The 20,628-nt window shown below is 63.3% G+C and carries 19 protein-coding genes; 8 read left to right on the plus strand and 11 right to left on the minus strand.

Annotation, left to right across the window (positions count from 1 at the left end; all coding sequences use genetic code 11):
• Positions 1-17: 17 nt before the first annotated feature.
• Positions 18-2,852, minus strand: a complete 2,835-nt coding sequence (locus P0Y64_04010; protein ID WEK44004.1) for a M14 family zinc carboxypeptidase — start codon at positions 2,850-2,852, stop codon at positions 18-20.
• A 391-nt stretch (positions 2,853-3,243) separates the two neighbouring features.
• On the opposite strand from P0Y64_04010, the gene P0Y64_04015 reads away from it, so the two are divergent.
• The gene (locus P0Y64_04015; protein ID WEK44005.1) at positions 3,244-5,544 is read left to right on the plus strand and encodes a TonB-dependent receptor; all 2,301 of its coding nucleotides are present in this window, start codon (positions 3,244-3,246) and stop codon (positions 5,542-5,544) included.
• 64 nt (positions 5,545-5,608) lie between these two features.
• On the opposite strand, the gene P0Y64_04020 is transcribed toward P0Y64_04015, so the two are convergent.
• The 3 genes from P0Y64_04020 to P0Y64_04030 form a co-directional block, all read right to left on the minus strand.
• The gene (locus P0Y64_04020) at positions 5,609-6,298 is read right to left on the minus strand and encodes a ferritin-like domain-containing protein (protein WEK44006.1); all 690 of its coding nucleotides are present in this window, start codon (positions 6,296-6,298) and stop codon (positions 5,609-5,611) included.
• A gap of 165 nt (positions 6,299-6,463) precedes the next feature.
• On the minus strand, positions 6,464-7,081 hold the full coding sequence (locus tag P0Y64_04025; GenBank protein WEK44007.1) for a DUF1971 domain-containing protein: 618 nt from the start codon (positions 7,079-7,081) through the stop codon (positions 6,464-6,466).
• Between the two features lie 182 nt (positions 7,082-7,263).
• Positions 7,264-7,668 (minus strand): group III truncated hemoglobin, encoded by a 405-nt coding sequence (locus P0Y64_04030; protein ID WEK44008.1) that lies wholly within the window; start codon positions 7,666-7,668, stop codon positions 7,264-7,266.
• A gap of 100 nt (positions 7,669-7,768) precedes the next feature.
• Here P0Y64_04030 and P0Y64_04035 point away from each other — a divergent pair, with 100 nt between their 5' ends.
• On the plus strand, positions 7,769-8,215 hold the full coding sequence (locus P0Y64_04035) for an Rrf2 family transcriptional regulator (protein ID WEK44009.1): 447 nt from the start codon (positions 7,769-7,771) through the stop codon (positions 8,213-8,215).
• A gap of 24 nt (positions 8,216-8,239) precedes the next feature.
• Here P0Y64_04035 and P0Y64_04040 read toward each other — a convergent pair whose 3' ends face one another.
• Entirely contained in the window at positions 8,240-10,489 is a 2,250-nt protein-coding gene (locus P0Y64_04040) for a transferrin receptor-like dimerization domain-containing protein (GenBank protein WEK44010.1), read from the minus strand.
• Between the two features lie 72 nt (positions 10,490-10,561).
• On the minus strand, positions 10,562-11,893 hold the full coding sequence (locus P0Y64_04045) for an ATP-binding protein (protein WEK44011.1): 1,332 nt from the start codon (positions 11,891-11,893) through the stop codon (positions 10,562-10,564).
• A gap of 211 nt (positions 11,894-12,104) precedes the next feature.
• Between P0Y64_04045 and P0Y64_04050 the strand changes: the two genes are divergently transcribed.
• Positions 12,105-12,773, plus strand: a complete 669-nt coding sequence (locus P0Y64_04050; protein WEK44012.1) for a response regulator — start codon at positions 12,105-12,107, stop codon at positions 12,771-12,773.
• Between the two features lie 3 nt (positions 12,774-12,776).
• On the opposite strand, the gene P0Y64_04055 is transcribed toward P0Y64_04050, so the two are convergent.
• Complete coding sequence (locus P0Y64_04055) at positions 12,777-13,088, minus strand: helix-turn-helix transcriptional regulator (GenBank protein ID WEK44013.1); 312 nt, start codon at positions 13,086-13,088, stop codon at positions 12,777-12,779.
• 215 nt (positions 13,089-13,303) lie between these two features.
• On the opposite strand from P0Y64_04055, the gene P0Y64_04060 reads away from it, so the two are divergent.
• Complete coding sequence (locus tag P0Y64_04060) at positions 13,304-13,936, plus strand: Crp/Fnr family transcriptional regulator (GenBank protein WEK44014.1); 633 nt, start codon at positions 13,304-13,306, stop codon at positions 13,934-13,936.
• Complete coding sequence (locus P0Y64_04065; protein WEK44015.1) at positions 13,936-15,411, plus strand: hypothetical protein; 1,476 nt, start codon at positions 13,936-13,938, stop codon at positions 15,409-15,411. Before P0Y64_04060 ends, P0Y64_04065 begins: the two co-directional genes overlap by 1 nt.
• A 28-nt stretch (positions 15,412-15,439) precedes the next feature.
• Here P0Y64_04065 and P0Y64_04070 read toward each other — a convergent pair whose 3' ends face one another.
• The 4 genes from P0Y64_04070 to P0Y64_04085 form a co-directional block, all read right to left on the minus strand.
• Positions 15,440-16,075 (minus strand): hypothetical protein, encoded by a 636-nt coding sequence (locus tag P0Y64_04070; protein ID WEK44016.1) that lies wholly within the window; start codon positions 16,073-16,075, stop codon positions 15,440-15,442.
• Positions 16,072-16,842 carry a C39 family peptidase gene (locus P0Y64_04075; GenBank protein ID WEK44017.1) on the minus strand — a complete coding sequence of 257 codons (771 nt, stop codon included), beginning with the start codon at positions 16,840-16,842 and terminating at the stop codon, positions 16,072-16,074. Before P0Y64_04075 ends, P0Y64_04070 begins: the two co-directional genes overlap by 4 nt.
• 2 nt (positions 16,843-16,844) lie before the next feature.
• Entirely contained in the window at positions 16,845-17,216 is a 372-nt protein-coding gene (locus P0Y64_04080; GenBank protein ID WEK44018.1) for a hypothetical protein, read from the minus strand.
• A gap of 76 nt (positions 17,217-17,292) precedes the next feature.
• Positions 17,293-18,000, minus strand: coding sequence for a hypothetical protein (locus P0Y64_04085; GenBank protein ID WEK44019.1), 708 nt, complete (start codon positions 17,998-18,000; stop codon positions 17,293-17,295).
• A gap of 179 nt (positions 18,001-18,179) precedes the next feature.
• Between P0Y64_04085 and P0Y64_04090 the strand changes: the two genes are divergently transcribed.
• The 3 genes from P0Y64_04090 (at position 18,180) to P0Y64_04100 (ending at position 20,603) form a co-directional block, all read left to right on the plus strand.
• Entirely contained in the window at positions 18,180-19,088 is a 909-nt protein-coding gene (locus P0Y64_04090) for a LysR family transcriptional regulator (protein WEK44020.1), read from the plus strand.
• Positions 19,089-19,215: 127 nt separating this feature from the next.
• Positions 19,216-20,271, plus strand: a complete 1,056-nt coding sequence (locus tag P0Y64_04095) for an NAD(P)-dependent alcohol dehydrogenase (protein ID WEK44021.1) — start codon at positions 19,216-19,218, stop codon at positions 20,269-20,271.
• An 11-nt stretch (positions 20,272-20,282) separates the two neighbouring features.
• Entirely contained in the window at positions 20,283-20,603 is a 321-nt protein-coding gene (locus P0Y64_04100) for a carboxymuconolactone decarboxylase family protein (GenBank protein ID WEK44022.1), read from the plus strand.
• Positions 20,604-20,628: the final 25 nt, after the last annotated feature.

Here is a 20,628-nt window from a genome sequence, read left to right on the forward strand (position 1 = left end):
CGGGCGGGGCCGATCGCTCAGTTCGGCGTACCGGTATCTTCCGAGCCGGACAGCCCGGTCGGCTTCGACCCATCGTCAACGCGCGGCGCCTTGCTCAGCGGCGCGCCCTCGTCGGGCTTCACCGGCGCGAGGTTGTTCGGGCCGCCCAGCGCCTGCCAGTTGAGCATCGCATTATAGAGCATCCGGAACTCGCCGAGATTCTGCCAGCGCCACACCGGGTTGGTCGCGAACATCACCACGCGCCCGGCGCCGACCGGCATGTTGATCACCGCCGGACGATCCTTCACCTCCTCGGCGCTTTTCATGAACCCGCTCATCACGGATTTCTTGCCGCCGGGGAATTGCATCAACACATATTGCTTCGCCGTCTTGGGCGTGTTGAGCAGCACATTGGTCGCCCAACGCACCGGCATCGTCGTCTGGTTATAGCCATAGAAAATCGGGCTCGCGGGCTGCAGCACGTTCGCCTTCACCACCGGGCCGGGCGCATAGAAGTTCTTGCTCACTTCTCCGGCCGACACGTCGTTGACCAGCCCGAAGCTCGCCGGCACGCCGCTCGCCTTGCCGGTGGTGATGAGAACGCCGCCCGCCTCGACGAACTTGCGCAATTCCTCCAGCCCGGCCAGCCCCATGCCGCCGCGAATATCCGGCGACGAGCCGTACATGCCCATCGTCGGGAATTCCTTCGCCGCCGTATAGGGCAGTGGCTTCCCCTTCATCGGCAGGTCGAACACGATCTCCCGCGGCGACCGCCCCTGATCGGGGAGAATGATCACGTCATATTTCGCGCGCAGATCGCCCGCGCGGACCTGTTCCTTGAAGATCAGATCATAGGGCGTCTTGTACTGATCGAACGCATAACGCACCCAGCCGACGCTCTGTGTCGAGCCCCAGGTGCTGAACATCGCGACACGCGGCAGCGGCATGTCATGCGTCGGCACGCCGGGGTTGGCGGGGGCCGCGACCGCCGTCAGCCCCAGTTCGTCGATCAGCGGCTTGAGCTGTCCCCCCGCGCTCGCCGGGATCAGCAGTGACCCCGCCGGCACATCGCGCCCGCCCGCCTTGAACGATTTCTCCGCGACCTTCACCGCCACGTCCTTCAACCGGAAGCGCAGTTCGGCGAGGTTCACCGATCCGGTATCGAGCACCGCATAGCCGCCCGCGCCCGCTCCGCTCATCGCGCCCGGCACGACGAAGCGATCGAGCGGCGTGGTCGCCACATCGAGCACCGCCTTGTCCGCGATCTGGACGATATTGGTGTGGGTCATCAGCCCCATCGTCCACGCCGCGTCGTCATAGGTGGTCATGTCGTCGTTGGGATAATTGTCCTGCACTTTGAGCAGGGTCTTGGCGAGGCGGCCGTAAGGCTGGTTGAGCTTGATGACGAGCGAACCCGCCGGATAGCTCTTGTCGCCCAGCTTGATCGCGGCATTGGCCTTTCCGATCTCGATCCCCTGCAGCTGGAGCACGTCGGCGACGAACTTCACCCGCGTCGGATCGCTCTGATTGGCCGGGATGATATAGGCATAGGGTGCCTTGGCGGCGCCCGCCTCCACCCCGTTCAGGCTCTTTTTATAGAAGTTTTCGAGGATGATGTTCGGGAAGGTCGACGCGAGTTGCAGCGCGGTGAGCACACCGGTTTGCATATAATTGGTGTTGTTGCGCATCGACCATTCCACCTCCTTATAGGCAGGGGATGGCCGGAACCAATCACGCTCGGTCTGGTTGCCGCCGCGCACGCCGGGGCCACCTTCGCCGGTATCGACATGGCGCAGCATCGTGGTCGCGCCGTTGTTGCCGAAGGTCTCGTACATGCGCAGCATGCCGTTGTGGTTCGACGCCATGAAGCCGACATAGCCCGGCGACCAGGCATCGACGAAGCCATGCGTCCACACGCCCGGCAGCCCGTATTTGGTAAGTTGCGACATCTCGAAGTTCGAGAAGAACGGCAGTTCGCCATAAAGGATCGGATCAAGATCCGGGTTTTGCGGCGCCTGCCCGCTATAGGTATAAAGGAACGGCACTGATTCATGCAGTTCGTGCATGATCGGCGGGTGCCATTCGAGATAATATTTCATCATCGCGCGCGCGCTGACATCGGAAAAATTGATGTCACGATTATTGTCGTGATAGATGTACTTGCCCCAGTAAGGCGGGCCGGCGGGTTTGTTGAGATCGTCCTTCTCGTCGATCAGATGGCGGTTATACCAGTCGCGGTAACGATCGCGGCCATCCGCCTCCAGCACCGGGCTGATCGCGACGACCAGATTCTTGCCGATCTGCCGGATGAGCGGCGTATCCTCGGTCAACAGGCGATAGGCCAGTTCCATCACCATTTCGGGCGGCCCGGTTTCGGCGGAATGCAGCCCGGCGGTCAGATGATAGATCGGCTTGGTCTCGGCGATGATGCGCTTCGCATCGTCGGCGCTGATGCGGCGCGGATCGGCGAGCTTGCCGAGATTGGCCTTATATTGATCGAGCTTGGCGATATTCTCCGCGTCAGAGATCATCACGACGATATTGTCGCGGCCCTCGTTGGTCTTGCCGATATCGATGATCCGCACGCGATCGGGCGCGGCAGCGGCGAGCTTGCGGAAATAGTCGACGATCTCCGGCTGGCTGTGCAGCACATTGGGCGCGCCGATATGCTTGCCGAACACCTGCTTCGGCGAGGGGATGGTGGACGACAGCGGCAGGTGATCGACCAGCGGCGTGGAGAATTCGGGCCGCGTCGTCCATTCCTTCACCGATTTCGCGAAATCGGGGTCCATGCCCTGCTGCTGCGCGACCGCCGCGCTGGCCAGCAATATCGTCGCGGTGACGACCGGCGCCCCCTTCAAAATCCGCTTCATCGATGCCCTCCCTTGTAACGTGCACGACAGGCTCCGCCCGGCCGCCGCAGCCTGTCGCCGCCCGAATCCCGCGCCTCGCCTGTCTGAAAAAATGGGCGGTTGCCCGCACAGACCCTGCAATTTTTATATGTGAACGTGCCGCCCCTGCCGGCACACACCGCGCAGGAACAATCCGTTCACGTACTAATGGTGCGATATCAACTTCTCCGGCGCAAGCACGGATCGGAAAATCACTTCGATACGCACAGTTTAGTTGACGAGCGCGGATATCCTGCCCAATCGGGCCAAGGGGACCGGGCTGCGACCTGGCCCGACGGGGAAAACAAGCGCCAAGCTAGCGCAGTCGCCATCGCGCCTGAGGGAAGGCCGGGGGCGGGCATGAGGGGGTTCAATGATCGACATTATGCATCCGCGGCGGATGGCTATCCGCACCTTGCTTGCTGCGACCGCGCTGTGCGGCGTTGCCGGGCCCGCTCTTGCCCAGACCGCCGCGCCGCAGGACGCCTCCACGAACAGCGAGGCGGATATCATCGTCACTGCGCTGAAGCGTGGCACGCGCCTTCAGGAAACCCCGATCGCGATCTCCGCGGTCTCGGCGCAGACGATCGCCAATGCCGGCGTGCAAAGCATCGCGGATCTGCATAGCCAGGTTCCCAGCCTCAACTTCGTCGACGGCGGCCCGTCCAATCGCCGCGTCGTCATCCGCGGCATTCAGGCGACCGGCGAACCGACCGTCGGCGTCTATTATGACGAAACGCCGGTCACCGGCACGGTCGGCGCCAGCAATGACGCCGGCGGCTCCACCCCCGAATTGCGCCTGTTCGACGTCGATCGCGTCGAGGCGCTGCGCGGCCCGCAGGGCACGCTTTACGGCTCGGGATCGATGGGCGGCACGCTGCGCATCATCTACAAAAAGCCGAGCTACGAACTGGGCGCGGATTTCGACGGCACCATGTCCGCCACCAAGCACGGCGGCGCCAATCAGGAAATGAACGGGATGATCAACGTCCCGCTCATCGATCAGAAAGTCGCGTTCCGCGCGGTTGGTTTCTACAAGCGCAACTCCGGCTATATCGACAACACCTGGCTGCGCGTGAACGACATCAACGCGGAGGAAAGCTACGGTGGGCGCGCCATCCTGCGGGTGCAGCCGGTCGCGGCCTGGACGATCGACGCGGCGATCTATTACAACAATTCCTCGACGGATACGCCGAGCTGGCTGCTCGAAAGCGGTCGCTACAAGACCGATTCGCGCACCCGCCTGATCGTGCGCGACGAAGTGACGCTCTACAGCCTGACCAGCGCCTATGATTTCGGCGGCGTCACTGCGACCGGCGTCGTTTCGTATATGGATCGCAGCCTCGTCAGCCAGAGCGACACGTCGCGCTACATTCAGGGGACGAACAATCTCGCGACCTATAACCGCCTGTGCGCGGCCGGCTGCGTCGATCAGTTCAGCAAGCCGATCACCTCGTTCGCGCAATATCAGGCGTTCGTCGCGGGCCAGTCGACCAGCTCGCTCTATCCGCAACAGGATCTGAATGCGCTGACGGCGGAGTTGCGCTTGAGCTCGTCCGCGCATGGGCCGATCAACTGGACGGTGGGCGGCTTCTATTCGCGTCGCCGCACCGATGTCGCCAATCCGCAGCTCAACGCCAACGCGGCCAACGGTTTCGTCATCCCGAACCAGATCGATACGGTCCGCTTCATCCATGACGAGCTGAAGCAGCTCGCGGCATTCGGCGAATTGTCGGTGGATATCACCTCGAAGCTGAACGTCACCGGCGGCATCCGCTACTTCAAGTACGACAAGGATGTGATCGGCCACACCGATGTGCCGTCGATCCTCGTCGGCGCGAAGATCACGCCGCCGACCGCGCTGTCCTCGACGGAGGACGGCACCGTCCTCAAGGCGAACGCGTCGTACAAGATCACGCCGGACATCATGTTCTACGCCGAAGCGGCGCAGGGCTTCCGCCCCGGCGGCGTCAATCAGGTACTCGGCCTAGACACCGCGCTCACGCCGTATCGCTCGGATTCGCTGTGGAATTATGAGGCGGGCTTCAAGACCGCTTGGTTCAATCGCGCGCTGATCGCCAATATCGATGTCTTCCGCATCGACTGGACGAACATTCAGGTGACGCAGCGCACCCCGAATGGCGCCTTCTCCTATATCGGCAATGCCGCCGCCGCGCGCGTACAGGGCGTCGAGTTCGAAACGTCGATCCAGCCGGTTCATGGCCTGAATATCAGCGGCAACGCCACTTACATGACTGCCAAGCTGACCGAGGATCAGCTTCCCTCGAACCTGACCACCGCCAGTTCCGGCCTCGCGGGCAACCGCATCCCCTATGTGCCGAAATTCACGATGGGGGCGAGCGCGCAATATACCTGGGCGCTTACCAACACGTTCGACGGGGTGATCCGCGCGGACTTCAGCCATTCGGGCGGCTATTATTCCGATTTCCGCCCGACCTATGTTTATACGCGCTACATCAACGGCTACGAGCTGGTGAACACGCGGATCGGCATCGAGCGCCAGAACGATTGGGGCGCCTATATCTTCGTCAACAATCTGTTCGACGCGACTGCCATCACCCGCGCTTCGTCGAGCGCGATCGGCGTGGGGCTGACGAGCGTAACCTCGGCACGGCCGCGCACGATCGGCCTCAATCTGCGTAAATCCTTCTGACGCATGGCGTTCGCCGTCCGGCCTGCTCATCGCGGGCTGGACGGCGAATAACCCGGCGATTTCCCTAGCTCGCCGGTGTCAGCGAAAAGGGCGAGGCCAGTTTCTCGGCGGGATCCTGCGCATCGGCCCATTCGGTTCGCCGCCGCAACCGGGGATGAAGGAACAGCAGCGGCAGCTTGAAGAACAGCAATTCGGAATGGATGAAGCTGTCGATGGCATGCTCCCACCATTTCGGATCGCGCTTGCCGTGCGCGCGCAGCCAGCCTTCATAGGGCGCCCAATGGCTCGGCTCGTCACGCTCGATGATCGTGAAAATCCGCATCAGCACCGGATCGCCACGCACCAGTGGGTGGCGCAGCAGGATTTCCACCTGCCGATAACCGCGCTGCTCGGTCAGCGTGATGACCCGGCATAACCGCTCGAACAATTCGTCGCGCGCGACAATCTGATCCGTGTCGAGATCCTCGATCGTCGATCGGAACATGATCTCCACGAAACGATCGATATGGCCGCAGGTGCGATCGATGAAATAGGGCATCTTCCCGCGCAGTTCGAACCAGCGCCGGAACATCACATAGTGTTTGCGCTCGTCCGCGCGGTGCTTCTCGATCGCGGCGATCAGGGCGTGATCGTCCGGCGCTCGCCGTCGCACCGCCTCCAGCACGCGATCGATCGAGCGGTAACCGCGATGCTCGTTATAGATATAGATCGACCCCAGCAGATCGAGGTAGCGCTGGTGGAACCAAGTTTTCATGAAATGGTGCAAGCTCCCGTAGTTGCAAGCACATCAAAACTGCTTCCGCACTTAAAGCGGCGAGAGCGATCGTCACGCAGGCATAAGCGGCGGCGCATGTATTACTATATCAAACCTGCCCGCATATCTCAACGACGGAACCGGGTTGGGCGCGTGGCAGAGAGCCTATATCACTATTTTGTCTGCCTTCATCTCGACTGGCGCGCGCCAGAACTCGACATGAAAGCGCACCGCGCCAATCGGTTCTATGTTATGCAGGATCGTCGGCTCGACGACGCCCGGCGCGCTATCCGGGGCAAGGATCGTATCGAGCGGCTCGCGGCGCGGATCGTTAACGCGATAGCGCAATTTGCCCTCGGTCACATGGATCAGCCCCCAGTTCCCCGCCTTGGTGCTGTGATCGGCGAGCAGCGCCGCCGGCACCGTCGCCTCGGTGAAGCTATCGGTGCGGCGATAGGTTTCGAGCCCGGCGGGCAGCGCGCTTGGGTTGGCCGGCGCTGTCTTGACCCGCGTGGCATCGGTGACGGTCTGGTCGTAGCCGCTATTGGCGCTGAAGAATGCGGCGGCAAACAGCCCGCAGCCAAGCACGACCGAGAACAACACGCCCAGCGTCGTCGCCACGACCATATGCACGGTGAGCGGACCGGATAGCGAAAGATACCACAATGCCCCGCCCGCCATCAGGATCGCGGCCGCCACGATCCATTTGAGCGCACGGCGGAATTCGTTCGCCGCTACATCATTGCCCCGCGTCGCTGGGCCCGATCGTACCCTTATCTTCATCTCACACCACCATCCGCATATCCGGAACGATACGGCTTCCCACTCCCCAGCCGCAGTCCGCGACGTTCGCTCGCGCACGCGTGATCGACCTTGCGGTGGCGCGCCTCATCCGCCAGCGTCCGATAAAACCGTGCAATATCGACCAATGGCGTGGCTTGCATCGGGATATCCCCTGTCACGGATCAGGCCAGGGCGCGGCCGGGGCCCGAAGCGGGATCGAGGCGGAAGAACAGCGCGAGTTGGAGGCTTTCGGAAATGCGCCCCGCCTTGGCCTGAAGCGCGGCGGCGGCGTCGCGCGTCATCAGCTCGTCCGTCGTCATCTTCCACAAGGCAAGCCAGCGATCGAACAACGCCGGCGTGATGCGCGGCTTGTGCCTGAGATGCGCGATCATCGGATTGCCCTTGTAGCGCCCGCTCGTCAGCATCACCGAAGACCAGAAGGCGATGAGTTTATCGAGATGCTCGGGCCAATCACCGACCGCATCGTTGAACACCGGCCCAAGCTGGGCATCATCACGCACCCGATCGTAGAAAGCGGGAATCAGGCGCGCGAGCGCAGCTTCTTCGATGTGCGCGGCCTCGTCCACGACTCGCTCCAATTATGCATTCGCTATGCATCTATTCATTCGTCCAAAAAGATGCAATATAAATGTATATTATCTGTGCTGGACCGATGCGGAGCGCCTGATGCGCCTGACACGCTATACCGATTATGCGATGCGCGTGCTGCTTTATCTCGGCGCGCGGCCCGATCGCCTATGCTCGATCGCTGAAGTTTCACGCGCTTATGGGATATCGCAAAATCATCTGATGAAGGTCGTCAACGACCTCTCGAATGCTGGCTATATCGCCAGCGTGCGTGGCCGGGGCGGCGGCATAAAGCTTGGGCGCGCGCCAAAGGAGATCAACGTCGGCGCGCTCGTTCGGCATACTGAGGACGGCTTCGATCTTGTCGATTGCGACGATTGCATCATCGCGCCGGCCTGTGGACTGACGGTCGCGCTGGCGGAGGCGCTCACCGCGTTCATGGCGGTGCTCGATCGTTATACGTTGCAGGACCTCATTGCGAAGCGGCCCGATATCCTGACGCTATTTGCCGCGCGGGAACTTGAGATGGCGACCGGCCCAGGCTGAGCCGGTCGCCGGCGCATCCCGGCGCTACTTCCCCTCCACCGTCGCGCGCGCCTGATCGAGCTGCGCGGCATAATCGCGCAACACCTTCGCGGTGCGCCGGGCATATTCGTTGGCGTCGTCGAACCGGCGCTCTTCGATCGCTTCGCGGACGCCGGGCAACGTCTTGGCGCCATAGCCGGTGAAACGGCCGGGGGCGTAGATCAGATGCTTGTACCACGGCCGCCCCGGCAGGCCGCGTTCATCGAGCAGGAGTTGATCGGCATCGCGAAGCTGTCCGGTCAGCCGATCGCGCCGCTGCTGCGTCAGCCCCGCGCCGCGCGCCGCGAGCGCTGTGTCGAAGCTCGTCGCGGATCGCTTGAGAGCGCCCACCGCCTCGTCCAGCATAGCGAAATCGAATTGCGGGGTCGGCGGCTCGGGCGTCACAGCGCCGACCGGCTTCAGCGGATCGCTCGCCAGCCGGAACGCGTCGTCGTGGATGAGCCGATCCCGCTTCATGTCCTCCGCCCGGCGGTCAGCCGCCAGCTTCTTCACCTCGACGAGATACGTCCCGACCGTATCGGCGAAATCACCATAGCGCTGCACCGGCACGTCGGCGTCCGCGATGCGCAACACCATCCGGCCGACCAGCTTCGACAATGCCGCGCCATATTTCAGGCCCGGATCATCGAATGTCGTCATGTGATGGAAGCTGTCGTAGATCGAATGATAGACCCCGCCGGATTCATCCTCGCCACCAAAACCAAGATTAAGCGCGGGCAGTCCAAGATGCTGGATATATGCAGAATAATCCGATCCTGACCCAAGTGGACCGATCGGCATATCGCCGCCATTCTCCGCCGCCGCCAGCGCCGCATCGCTCACATGGTCGGTCCGGTCGAACGCCGCCACGCGCTTTGCCGCCCGGCTGCGCGCCGCGACGGTCGCCCCGGTTTCAGGATCGATCACCTCCGCCGCCACCGCGTTCACCAGATGCTGAAACGAATGGCTGCCTTCAGCACCGAGCACGCCACGCCCGTTACTGTCTGTATTGATGTAGATGACACCTTTCTTTTTCAGCTCGTCGGCATGTTGTTCCGCCCATTCGGTCGAGCCGAGCAGCATCGGCTCCTCCGCATCCCAGCTCGCGTAAACGATCGTTCGCGCCGGGCGCCAACCCTGACGATAAAGCTCGCCCAGCGCCTTCGCCTCCGAAAGCATCGCGACATTGCCCGATAGCGGATCGGATGCGCCGAACACCCAGGCATCGTGGTGGTTGCCGCGGATCACCCATTGATCGGGATAGCGCGCACCCTTCAGCGTCGCGATCACGTCATAGACCGGGGTCAGTTTCCAATCGGATTTTACCGCGAGATGAACGGAAACGCCGCCATTGCCGCCCATGTGATAGGTGATCGGCAATGCGCCCCGCCACGGCTCCGGCGCGACCGGGCCGCCAAGCCGCCCGAGCAGCTTCACCGCATCGCCATAGGACATAGGCAGCACCGGGATTTTAAGGATCGCCGGCGCATCCTCGCGCTTCAATCGTTTGGCTTTGAGCGTCGCCCCGACGCCGGGCGTCAGCGGATCGCCGGGATAGAGCGGCATATCCGCGACTGATCCGCGCTGCACGCTCCCAGCAGGGCGCGCACCGCCAACAGGATAAGCGTCATTCGCGGCATAGCCATCATTGGCCGGGTCCGAATAGATGATGCAGCCGATCGCGCCGTGATCCTGCGCCAGTTTCGGCTTCAACCCGCGCCAGCCGGTGCCATAACGCGCGATGACGATCTTGCCCTTCACGTCGATCCCGCGCCGCGCGAGATCCTTATAATCCTCCGGCATCCCGTAATTGACGTAAACCAGATCGCCCGTGACATCGCCGTCCCCCTGAAAGGCGACATAGGGCGGCAGCGCGTTCGCGGTGTTGGCAGAGGTATCGTCGCCGGGGATCGGCGGTTCCTGCCCCCCGAGCACGATCCTTTCCGGCGCGACCATCTCCACCGTCGTGGAAATCGGCGTGGGATAGAGGACGTGGAACGTCTCGATATGCGCGTCCCAGCCCCATTGCTTGAATTTGGCAAGAGTCGATTCGGCATTGGCCTTGTCGTGCGGCGAGCCGACATGGTTCGGCTGGGACGACATGTCCTTCAGCCACGCGAGTTGATCGGCTGAACTGATATGCTGATCGAAGGCCGCTTCCAGCGCCTTGCGATCGGTGGGCGCGGTCTGCGCCACGCCGGCAGCCGCCATCGCCGCGAGCGCGGCCCCCGCCAGAATCCGTCCAGCCGTGCGCATCGCATCCCCCCATTTTTCCCGTTTCGCCGAACATGGAGCGGTTTACCCGGTGAGTGCAAGGGGTTGTCCGCGCTACCCGTGATCCAGGCGCAGCCATATCCTGACGACCGCCCCGGAGCCTTCGGCGGCGATCTCCAGCCGGCCGCCCAGCAGCTCGGCGGTTTTCTCCACGATGCGCAGCCCCATGCCCGCGCCGTCGCTGCGCCGGTGATCCGCCCGCAGATAACGCGCCGCCCGCGCCTCCCCCGCGACGCGCAGGATACCAGGCCCATCATCCGCGACGGCGAAGCTCCCGTCGGGCGCGACACCCACCGCGATATGCGTGCCGACCGGCGTATGCCGCACGGCATTGCCGATAAGGTTGGAGAGGATGGAGAACAGGCAATCGGCATTGGCGCGCACCCACACCGGGGTGTCCGGCCCGGAAAATTCGATCGTGCGACGCGAGGTGATAACCTGCGCCGACAGATCCGCCGCCATCTCGCGGATCGTTTCGACTAGATCGAGCCGCGTCATCGCCGGGCGCATACCATCGAGCGAGGCGAGCGCGGTCAATTGCCGCAGGATATGGGACTGGCGATCCACCGCCTTCAACAGATCCTCGCGCTCCGGCGATGCGGGGAGGCATTCGCATTTGACCCGCAACAACGCGATCGGCGTGCGCAATTCATGCGCCACCGCACCGGCGAATTGCGTTTGCATACGATAACCGTCCTCCACCCGATCGAGCGCCGCATTGGCCGCGTCCACCAGTTGCAACACCTCATCGGGCAGATGCTGGCGGTTGATCCGCCGGGCAAGCGCATCCGGGCCGATCGATGCCGCCTCGCGCGCCGCGCGCCGCAACCCGGACATCGTGACCACGATCGTCGTGAGGTTGATCGCGAGCATCAGCGCGAGCGCCGCGATGGTCAGCGCGCCGAATTGCGCCGCAATGTCCCGCGCGGCCTGATCGACCGCCGCATTCGCGGTCCAGCGATCGCGATAGACCATGACCAGCGCGCGTTGCGGCCCCGATTTCACGACGCGCGTGGCATAAGCGATCGGCCCGGATTCGACGCGCCGATCGGCGAATGGAACCCCGCCGATCCGCGCGATCGCTTCCTGCCCGCTGTGTGACGCGGCAATGACGTGGCGCTCCTGATCGATCACCACGAAGCCATCGCTTGGATCGCTCGCGATCAGCGCGGTGACGAGATAGGGATCGACCACCAGTTCCCAACGGCCATCGGCGTAGCGCACACCGCTGACGATGCCATCCAAATCCGCCTCTACCTGCGTCGCTACGGTGCGGTCGGCCAGCCCCATGATCGAATATGATGCGAGCAGCGGCAGCGTCAGGCCGAGCAACAGCATCGTCAGCAGCGACCCCAGCGTCAGCCGTCCCAGCAGCGATGATGGCAATATCGATCGCCGATCAGTCAGATAAGGGGGTGAAGCGTGAGGAAGTATCGTAATGCTTTCCTTCGGCCTGAGTAGGGTTTACACTTGACTAGCGAGATTTCCCCTTGCGGGAAATCGCCAGCATCAGAAGTTTTACGCTTTGATCTGCTAGTTTTCGGAAGGCACGTCGAATCTGTACAAAACGCCGGCTCGGGCGACGGGACGGAAATATATGCGGCTGCTGCTCGTCGATGACGATGACGAATTTGCCGGGGCGCTTCAGGCCGCGCTCGCGCAGCGTGATATCGCCGTCGAGATTGCGTGCAACGCGGCCGATGCGACCTACCTTCTCTCCACCACTTTGTTTGCCGCGATCATCCTCGATCTTGGTTTGCCGGACGAGGAGGGGACAATGCTCGTCCGCCGCTGGCGTGCCGCGGGGCATAGCGAGCCGATCCTCGTGGTAAGCGGGCATGACGAGGTGGCGAAGCGCGTATCCGCATTGCGCGCCGGCGCCGACGACTATCTGGTCAAACCGTTTTTCGTCGACGAACTGCACGCGCGCATCGATGCCATCGTGCGCCGCCGCGATGGCTTTCCCGACCCGTCGATCCACGCCGGGGCGCTGGTCTTCGATACAATGTCACGGCAATTGTCGATCGACGGCGCACCCATCGAGCTTTCCTCGCGCGAGGCGGATATCGTGGAAATCCTGATCCGTCGCAGCAACCGGGCGACCCCGCGCCGGCTACTGGAGGATCAGTTGTTTGGATCGGGCGATGGCGTCACGTCCAACGCTCTCGAAGTCTATGTCTATCGTTTGCGGCGCAAGATCGAGGCGCCGGGTGGCGTATCGATCCGCACGTTACGCGGGATCGGATACATGCTGGTCGCCAATTGACCGTCAGAGAAGCAGGATCGCTTCGGCGCCGGCACGTTGGCCGCCTAGGAACACGGACGGAAATGCTTCCCCTTCCTCCTCGCGCCCCGGTGCATCGAGCAGACCGCTGGCGATCGCCCGTGTGACGAGATGGGTGCGATTGCGCGCGCGCATCTTCAGGCGCGCATTGTCGATGTGACGCTCCACCGTCCGAGGAGCAATGGCGATACGCAACGCAATCTCTTTGGCGGATAGGCCCCCGGCGACGAGCGCCAGCACCTCAAGCTCGCGAGCGGTAAGACAAACGCCAAGCGCTTGATCACTAAGTAAGGACATCGGGCACCTCCTGTTCGGTACTCAAACCGCGGGTCGAGGCGCGTGCGCCCTGCTGTCCTTCGCATCTCGACTCACCGGAAAGTGATAGCACCGCAAGCTGACAGGAAGATTACTATCCGCGCGCGCTGCGCAATTTTACTTAGCGTTTCCGCGAATGGCCTTTCCGTCCGCACGGTTCCACCTTGGGCGCGGCTGCTGAAGGTGGGGCCACGCAAATGGCGACGACGCATCCATCCGGCCGCCGAAGGATTCTCCCAAAGGACGCGGTGCTTTACGCCCCCGGCGATCTCACCCGCAATCTGCATCGGATCGAGGAAGGCGTGGTTCGCTTGTGCCTGTACCTCGCCGACGGCCAGCGCGTGATCGTCGGCTTCGCCTTTCCCGGCGACGTGATCGGCCTCAGCGAGGATCAACAGGTGCTGACGGCGGAGGCCGCGACATCGGTGATGGTTTTCGAATGGGGGATCGAGCCGCGCGAGGAAACGGAGCAGCGGATCAAGCTGCTGTCGCTCGCGTTGCATCAGGCCTATCTCGTACTGGCGGTTCGTTCGCGGCGCCATGCGCGGGCGCGTGTCGCCGCCTTTTTCCTCGATCTCACCGGGCGCGGGCTGGGCACCGAATTCCGCCTTCCATTGCCACTCGCCGATCTCGCCGATCATCTCGGGCTGACGCTCCATACGATCAGCCGCACCCTCACCGAGTTTCGGCGGCGCGGCCTGCTGCGTCAGGCACGCGGGCGGGTTTTCACCATCACCCAGTCCGATCGGCTGCGCGAAATCGCCAACGAAGGCCAGGTATTCCCTTCGGAATCCCACCTGCCGGCTTTCTCTCCAGGGATGATCCACTGATGCGTAACACAGCGACCCGCTGGCTCTGCGCCGGCAGCCTGATTGCTCTTCCTGCCACTGCATGGGCAGCCGATGATCCGGCGCCGCCCGCGACATCCCCGGTGACGGAACCAACACCGGCACCCGCAACAGCACCAACGCTGGCAGCGACACCGACAACCGCAACGGCAGCGACACCGGCAGCGGCGCCAACGCCAGCACCGGCAACCACAACGGCACCAGCGCTGGCAGCGACACCAGCACCGGCAACCACAACGGCGCTGGCAGCGGCACCCGCGACCGCGACCGCGACCGCGGCCATACCCGCATCACCATCGATCGAGCAGCAACTCGCCGATCTCGCCGCCAAAGTGGCCGCGCAACAGGCGCAAATCGACGCGCAGCAAAAACAGATCGCCGCCGACCGGGACGAGATCGCCGCGTTGCGCACCCAGACCGCCGCCGATCTCGCCGCCGCGCGTGCTACCGGCGTCGGGCCGCAGGCCGGCCCGCCTGCGACGCAAACCGTCCCCGCGCCGCAAGGCACCGTGGGGGACGCGCAGGCGGCAAAGCCCGATATCGCCGATAAAACGCAGGCTGTGCCGCAGGGGCAGGGCGTGCTGACCCCGGCAGGGAAGACGACCGTGCAAGCCTCGCTCACCTATATCCGCTCGGCCAATAATCGGCTGGTCTTCGCCGGAATCGAGCTGGTGCCGGGGCTTCAGATCGGCTCGATCCAGGCTTCCACCGCCGATCGCAACACGACGGTCGACGCGCTGACGATCTGGCACGGCTTCACCAGCCGGCTCGAAGGCGAGCTGATGATTCCGGCGATGATCCGCACCGATAGCATCCACCTGGCGCAGGTGCGCGATGGCACCGTGACCGAGGGATATGATCTCCACCAAAGCGCGATCGGCGATATCGAAGGTGCGCTGCGCTGGCAGATCAACGCCCCGCTCAACCCCGAGGCCCCGATCTTCATCGCCGGGGTGCGCGTGAAGAGCGATACCGGGATCAGCCCGTTCTCGATCGCATATGATGAATTCGGCATCGCGCACGGGCTGGCGACAGGATCGGGCTTCTGGGGAGTCCAGCCGGGGGTCACGATGCTGCTGCCGACCGATCCGGCGGTGATCTATGGCGGCGTCTCATACCTTTATCAGTTCGCGCGCGACATCAATCGCAACGTCGCCGGCACGTTGATCGGCCATGTTCGGCCCGGTGGCGCGATCTCCGCCAATATTGGCTTCGGCTTCGCGATCAATCCGCGCTTTTCATTCTCGCTCGGCTACAGCCACACCTATATCCTGCCGACGCGAACCGAATTGAGCGGCAGTTTCCAGGATTCATCGACGTTGCAGGTCGGGACGCTCGATCTCGGCATGTCCTATCGCGTCAATCAGCGCCAATCGGTTACGCTCGCCTTCCAGTTCGGCGTGACGCAGGATGCGCCCGGCGTATCGATGACGCTGCGCCTGCCATTTACGTTCTAGGATTTATCCGCGCGCCGCTTCGCGCAATTCAATGCGAAAAGGTTGCGATCTCGTGGCCCAGCCCGAGGTTCAGCGCACCGGCGTGAAGCGCCGCAGCGAAAGCGGTATAATTGCCCAGCGTAACGGTGGCGTTGGTCTGCTGCACCGCGTTCAGATTTGCCATCGCATTGATGAGTACGTTTTGCAGCGCGCCATTGGCATTCTGGATCAACGCGGTTTGGCCGGCATTGGCGAAATAGACCTGACTGCCTGAAATGGTCTGCGGAATCGCGATACCACCCGCTCCGCCGGTTGCCGATGTCATATCGGCCAGCGTCAACTGGCTGCCGACGATCGTCTGCGTCGTCGCGCCGTTCGCGGACCAGTTGACCACCGTCTGCAACGCGAGTTGACCGTTGAGATAGGTCTGCACGTCCGCGCCGAACGTGATGTTCATGCCGCCCCAATCGAACCCACCATGCGCTTCAGCCATCTCGCTGTCGCTCAGCACGGTCATGTGCGCGAAAGCGGATGGGGCGACCTCCTGTCCGACGATGCCGGCTGCGGCCGGTGCAATCTCATCCGGATCAAGCTCATCAGCGTTGGCGGGTGCGATCGCGTCCACCGTCATCGCCGCCGCGATCAGCACGTAAAACGCGGCTCGAGGCGCAACCTTACGGGTCATGGGATGCCTCCTACGCGAATGTTGGGCAGGATCTGCTGCTGGATCTGATAGATTGGCGGCAGATTGTCGGTTGTCGTGGTGATCGTGCGAACGCCCTGAAAGATTCGAGTGGGCGAGGTCGACCATGGATCCCAATCGCGCGCGAGGTTGAACGCGCCGTCCATGCCTTGCGGGGAATCGGTGACGATCAGCGCGATGCCGCTCCACATCTTCTCGAATTCGGCGTCGGAAACCTTGATCAGCCCGCGCGCCGGATCGCCGATCAGTACGCGCCCGTCGCGCGCGCCCTTGATCACCACGAAATGCGTGTAGCCGCGCACATTGATCAGCGCGATCATCGGCTTGCCGAGCGCGCGCATGTCCTCAATCCCCAATCGATAGCCCTGCGCCGCAAAGCCCCGCGCGACGAGATAGTTCTTCATGTCGAGCAGCGAAAAGCCCTTCTGGCGGATTTTGGCCTGATCCCCCTTGTCGTACATCGCCTTGAACGGGGCGGTCTCATCCGTGGGCACGCCATATTGATAGGTGAGCAGCGTCGCGACTGCGGCCGAACCGCAACTGAAATCAAACCGCTGGCGCACGATTGTGCGGAAGGGGATTTCCGCCCAGCTTCGCACCCGCACCGTATACCCCGGCTCGCGTCCCGGAGCACCGACCGGCATCTGCGCCAGCGGCCGCGTCTGCGCCACACAAGGCGACGCGACGAGACTGGAAAGGGTTAACGCGGCCGCCACCCCGCATCGCCGTGCGGCAAGCCACCACGCCATGATCAATTCCCCAGATTGACGGTAAGATTCATCGCGCTCTGCAGGTTTGCCTGCGCGCCGGAATTGATCACGACATTGCCCATGCCGTTGAAGTTGGCGAAGGCGTTGTCCGAAAGGGAGATGGCGCCCGCGACATAATTGCCCGCGATGGTGTTGCCGGTGAGGCTGCTTTGCAGCGCCTGGTTGCCGATCACGATCGCCTGTCCGCCGCGTTCCTCGCTGAGCGCCGCGTCGTCGAGCGCGGCGGGATGCGCCGCTGGTGGCGTTGCTGCTGCGGGCGCGGCCGTTTGTGCCAGAGCCGCCGGAGCGGTGAACGACGCGAGGGCGGCGGCCACGCCGATCGCGATACGGCGCCTGAAGGAAGAGATCGACATCGTGCGTCTCCTTGCGTCCGCGCTTGCAACAAAATGCCGGGCGGGGGTCACCCGCCCGCCCGGCAGGCGGGGGGTATCAGTGGGTCGCGAAGCTCGTCGTGCCCTGTGCCGCGATGTTGGTCGCAGCTTGTGAGTTGGAGTTGATGCCGGTCTGCCAGCCCTGGTTCAGGATACCGGAATAAGCGGCGAACGCGCTGCCATTGATGCTGTTCGATCCGCTGCCATAGCTGGCGCCACCGCCGTTGAAATTCAACGCGCTCTTGTTGCTGACCGATGCATCGAGCGATTGATCGGCAACGAGATGGATGTTGCCGTTACGTTGCGAATTATCGGTGTTGTAGCTGCCGAAGGCCAGCGCCTTGTTGTGCTGGGAATTGTCGGTGTTGTTGCTGTCTGCCGTCACCGTCTTGGTGTTGTTGCTGTCAGCCGTCACCGTTTTGGTGCGTTGCGAATTATCGGTGTTGTAGCTGTCTGCCGTCACCGTCTTCGTGTTGGTCTTGGTGCTGGTATTGGTCTTGGTGTTGTTGCTGTCGGCCGTCACGTTCTTGGTGTTGTAGCTGTCAGCCGTCACCGTTTTGGTGTGTTGCGAGCTGTCGGCCTGGTTGCTGCTGAGCGACAGGCTCTTGGAAATCGTGGTGCTGCTGGTGTCAACCGAGGTATCGCTGTGATTCCCGGCCGCACCATTGACAGTCGACCCGCCGGCGCTGGTTTGCGCGAACGCGGGGATGGCGGCACCCATCGCGATGGCCGCGGCGGCGCCGATGAGGAGCGTGGATTTGCCCATTTAAAGGTTCCTTTCCTGTTATCCGCGCGATCGCGGCATGAATCGGAATATCGGATGGGCTGCGCCGCCGCTTTGCGCCGCCGCATGTTCGCGCCGATATAACCCGTACGTAAGAACCCACATGCCGCCGCCGGCGCGCGTGGATTGCCATCGCGCCCCGCCCCGCGCACATTCGCGCGATGCCCGCAAACCGCGCCGATCTTGCTGACTTCGCTTACTTCCTCGCGATTGCCCGCCATCGCAGTTTCCGGCGCGCGGGGGTGGAATTGGGCGTCAGCGCGTCGGCGATGAGCCACGCGCTGAAGGCGCTGAAGGCGCGGCTCGACGTGCGCCTGCTCAATCGCACCAGCCGCAGCGTGACGCTCACCGCCGCCGGGGAGCAATTGCGCGACGCGATCGATCGGCCATTTGGCGAGATCGCGCAGGCGGTGGAGCAATTGAACCGCCTGCGCGACACGCCGGCGGGGCGCATCCGGCTCAACGTGCTCACCGATGCGGCGACGATGTTACTGGGCCCGGTCATGCCGATATTCGCCGATCGCTACCCCAATGTCGAAATCGATATCGTCGCCAGCAACCGGCTTATCGACGTGGTTGCCTCCGGGTTCGATGCGGGCATCCGCTTCGGCGGCACGGTGCCGGAGGATATGGTCGCGCGCCGCCTGTCGCCGCCGCTGCGCTGGGTGGTCGCGGCATCGCCGGCCTATCTTGATCGTTTCGGCACTCCCGCCGCGCCGGAGGATCTTGCACATCATCGCTGCATCGGCATCCGGCTGGGCGACGATCGCATCTACCAATGGGAGTTCGAGGGGCCGGGCGGCGAATTCGCTGTGCCGATCGGCGCCCGCATCACCGCCGACGACGCACGGGTGATGCTGGCGATGGCAATATCCGGCACGGGGCTGACCTATTGCGCGGAATCGGTCGTCGCCCCGCATCTCGCGAGCGGGGAGTTGCGGTTGGTGCTTGAGCAATGGTCAACGACCGGGCCCGGATTCTATATCTATTATCCTAGCCGGCGACAGGTGCCGACCGGTCTTCGGCTGCTGATTGATCTGATTCGCGAACTGCGCCCGCTCGGCTTGTGATCCGTCTATTGCTGAATTTTCCTCATCGACGCATTTAGCTGCCCGCCCCTAATCACGGCGGCGGAACGCGACTATTTATGTCGACAGGCGCGCGACGGAAGGCGCCTTATTTTTCGAGGAAAAGCGCATGACCACCCAAGCCTATGGCGCGACCGCCGCCGATCGCCCGCTCGAGCCGATGACCATCACGCGCCGCGCGCCGGGCCCGCGCGATGTGGTGATCGATATCGCTTATTGCGGCGTGTGCCATTCCGATCTGCATCAGGTGCGCAGCGAATGGGGCGGCACGCGTTATCCCTGCGTGCCGGGCCATGAGATCGTCGGCCATGTCCGCGCGGTGGGCAGCGAAGTGAGCGAATTCAAGGCGGGCGACACCGTCGGCGTGGGCTGCATGGTCGATAGCTGCCAGTCATGTCCGTCGTGCCACGAAGGGCTGGAGCAATATTGCACCGGCTCCGGCTTCGTCGGGACCTACAATGGCCGGAGCCATGAAGCGCCGGGCCATACGCTCGGAGGCTATTCGCAGGCGATCGTGGTCGATGAACGCTTCGTGCTGCGCATCAGCCATCCGGCCGAACAGCTCGCCGCCGTCGCCCCGTTGCTGTGCGCGGGTATCACGACCTATTCGCCGCTGCGCCATTGGAATGCCGGGCCGGGCAAGAAGATTGGCGTCGTCGGGATCGGCGGGCTCGGCCATATGGGGATCAAGCTCGCCCATGCGATGGGTGCGCAGGTCGTCGCCTTCACCACGTCCGAGAGCAAGCGTCAGGACGCGCTCGGGCTGGGCGCGGACGCGGTGGTCAATTCGCGCAACGCGGGGGAGATGGCGGCGCATACCGACAGCTTCGACATGATCCTTGATACCGTCGCGGCAAGCCACCAGCTCGATGCCTTCACCGCGCTGCTGAAGCGCGACGGCACGCTCGTGCTGGTCGGTGTGCCCGAACATCCGCATCCCTCGCCCAATGTCGGCAATCTGATCTTCCGCCGTCGTGCCATCGCCGGCTCGCTGATCGGCGGGATCGCCGAGACGCAGGAGATGCTCGATTTCTGCGCCGAACATGGCGTCGTGTCCGATATCGAGATGATCCCGATCCACGACATCGACACCGCCTATGACCGGATGCAACGCAGCGACGTCAAATATCGTTTCGTGATCGATAACGCGACGCTCGCCGCGTGAAGGAGGAAATGATGGCCGACGAACCGACCAATGCGCGCAAATCCTTCGGCGATTTCGCGCCCAAGCTGGCGGAGATCACTGACAAGGTGCTGTTCGGCGATGTGTGGGAAGACGATGCGCTCTCCCCGCGCGATCGCAGCCTGGTGACGATCACCAGCCTTGTCGCGCTCTATCGTCACAACGAACTCGGCTTTCATCTCCGCAAGGGGCTGGAGAACGGCTTGAGCAAGGACGAGATCGTGGCGGCGATCACCCACGTCGCTTTCTATGCCGGCTGGCCGACCGCGATGACCGCGATCACGATCGCGCGCGACGTGTTGAAAGACGCCTGAGCGCCATCAATCCGAAGGAGTTTCC

The sequence above is a fragment of the Candidatus Sphingomonas colombiensis genome, from assembly GCA_029202845.1.
GTDB classification, from domain to species: domain Bacteria; phylum Pseudomonadota; class Alphaproteobacteria; order Sphingomonadales; family Sphingomonadaceae; genus Sphingomonas; species Sphingomonas colombiensis.

Excerpts from the sequence above, each read along its gene's own strand:
- P0Y64_04010 (WEK44004.1), bottom strand. The coding sequence starts at position 2,852 with ATGAAGCGGATTTTGAAGGGGGCGCCGGTCGTCACCGCGACGATATTG.
- P0Y64_04015 (WEK44005.1), top strand. The coding sequence starts at position 3,244 with ATGATCGACATTATGCATCCGCGGCGGATGGCTATCCGCACCTTGCTT.
- P0Y64_04020 (WEK44006.1), bottom strand. The coding sequence starts at position 6,298 with ATGAAAACTTGGTTCCACCAGCGCTACCTCGATCTGCTGGGGTCGATC.
- P0Y64_04025 (WEK44007.1), bottom strand. The coding sequence starts at position 7,081 with ATGAAGATAAGGGTACGATCGGGCCCAGCGACGCGGGGCAATGATGTA.
- P0Y64_04035 (WEK44009.1), top strand. The coding sequence starts at position 7,769 with ATGCGCCTGACACGCTATACCGATTATGCGATGCGCGTGCTGCTTTAT.
- P0Y64_04040 (WEK44010.1), bottom strand. The coding sequence starts at position 10,489 with ATGCGCACGGCTGGACGGATTCTGGCGGGGGCCGCGCTCGCGGCGATG.
- P0Y64_04050 (WEK44012.1), top strand. The coding sequence starts at position 12,105 with ATGCGGCTGCTGCTCGTCGATGACGATGACGAATTTGCCGGGGCGCTT.
- P0Y64_04055 (WEK44013.1), bottom strand. The coding sequence starts at position 13,088 with ATGTCCTTACTTAGTGATCAAGCGCTTGGCGTTTGTCTTACCGCTCGC.
- P0Y64_04060 (WEK44014.1), top strand. The coding sequence starts at position 13,304 with ATGGCGACGACGCATCCATCCGGCCGCCGAAGGATTCTCCCAAAGGAC.
- P0Y64_04065 (WEK44015.1), top strand. The coding sequence starts at position 13,936 with ATGCGTAACACAGCGACCCGCTGGCTCTGCGCCGGCAGCCTGATTGCT.
- P0Y64_04070 (WEK44016.1), bottom strand. The coding sequence starts at position 16,075 with ATGACCCGTAAGGTTGCGCCTCGAGCCGCGTTTTACGTGCTGATCGCG.
- P0Y64_04075 (WEK44017.1), bottom strand. The coding sequence starts at position 16,842 with ATGGCGTGGTGGCTTGCCGCACGGCGATGCGGGGTGGCGGCCGCGTTA.
- P0Y64_04080 (WEK44018.1), bottom strand. The coding sequence starts at position 17,216 with ATGTCGATCTCTTCCTTCAGGCGCCGTATCGCGATCGGCGTGGCCGCC.
- P0Y64_04085 (WEK44019.1), bottom strand. The coding sequence starts at position 18,000 with ATGGGCAAATCCACGCTCCTCATCGGCGCCGCCGCGGCCATCGCGATG.
- P0Y64_04090 (WEK44020.1), top strand. The coding sequence starts at position 18,180 with ATGCCCGCAAACCGCGCCGATCTTGCTGACTTCGCTTACTTCCTCGCG.
- P0Y64_04095 (WEK44021.1), top strand. The coding sequence starts at position 19,216 with ATGACCACCCAAGCCTATGGCGCGACCGCCGCCGATCGCCCGCTCGAG.
- P0Y64_04100 (WEK44022.1), top strand. The coding sequence starts at position 20,283 with ATGGCCGACGAACCGACCAATGCGCGCAAATCCTTCGGCGATTTCGCG.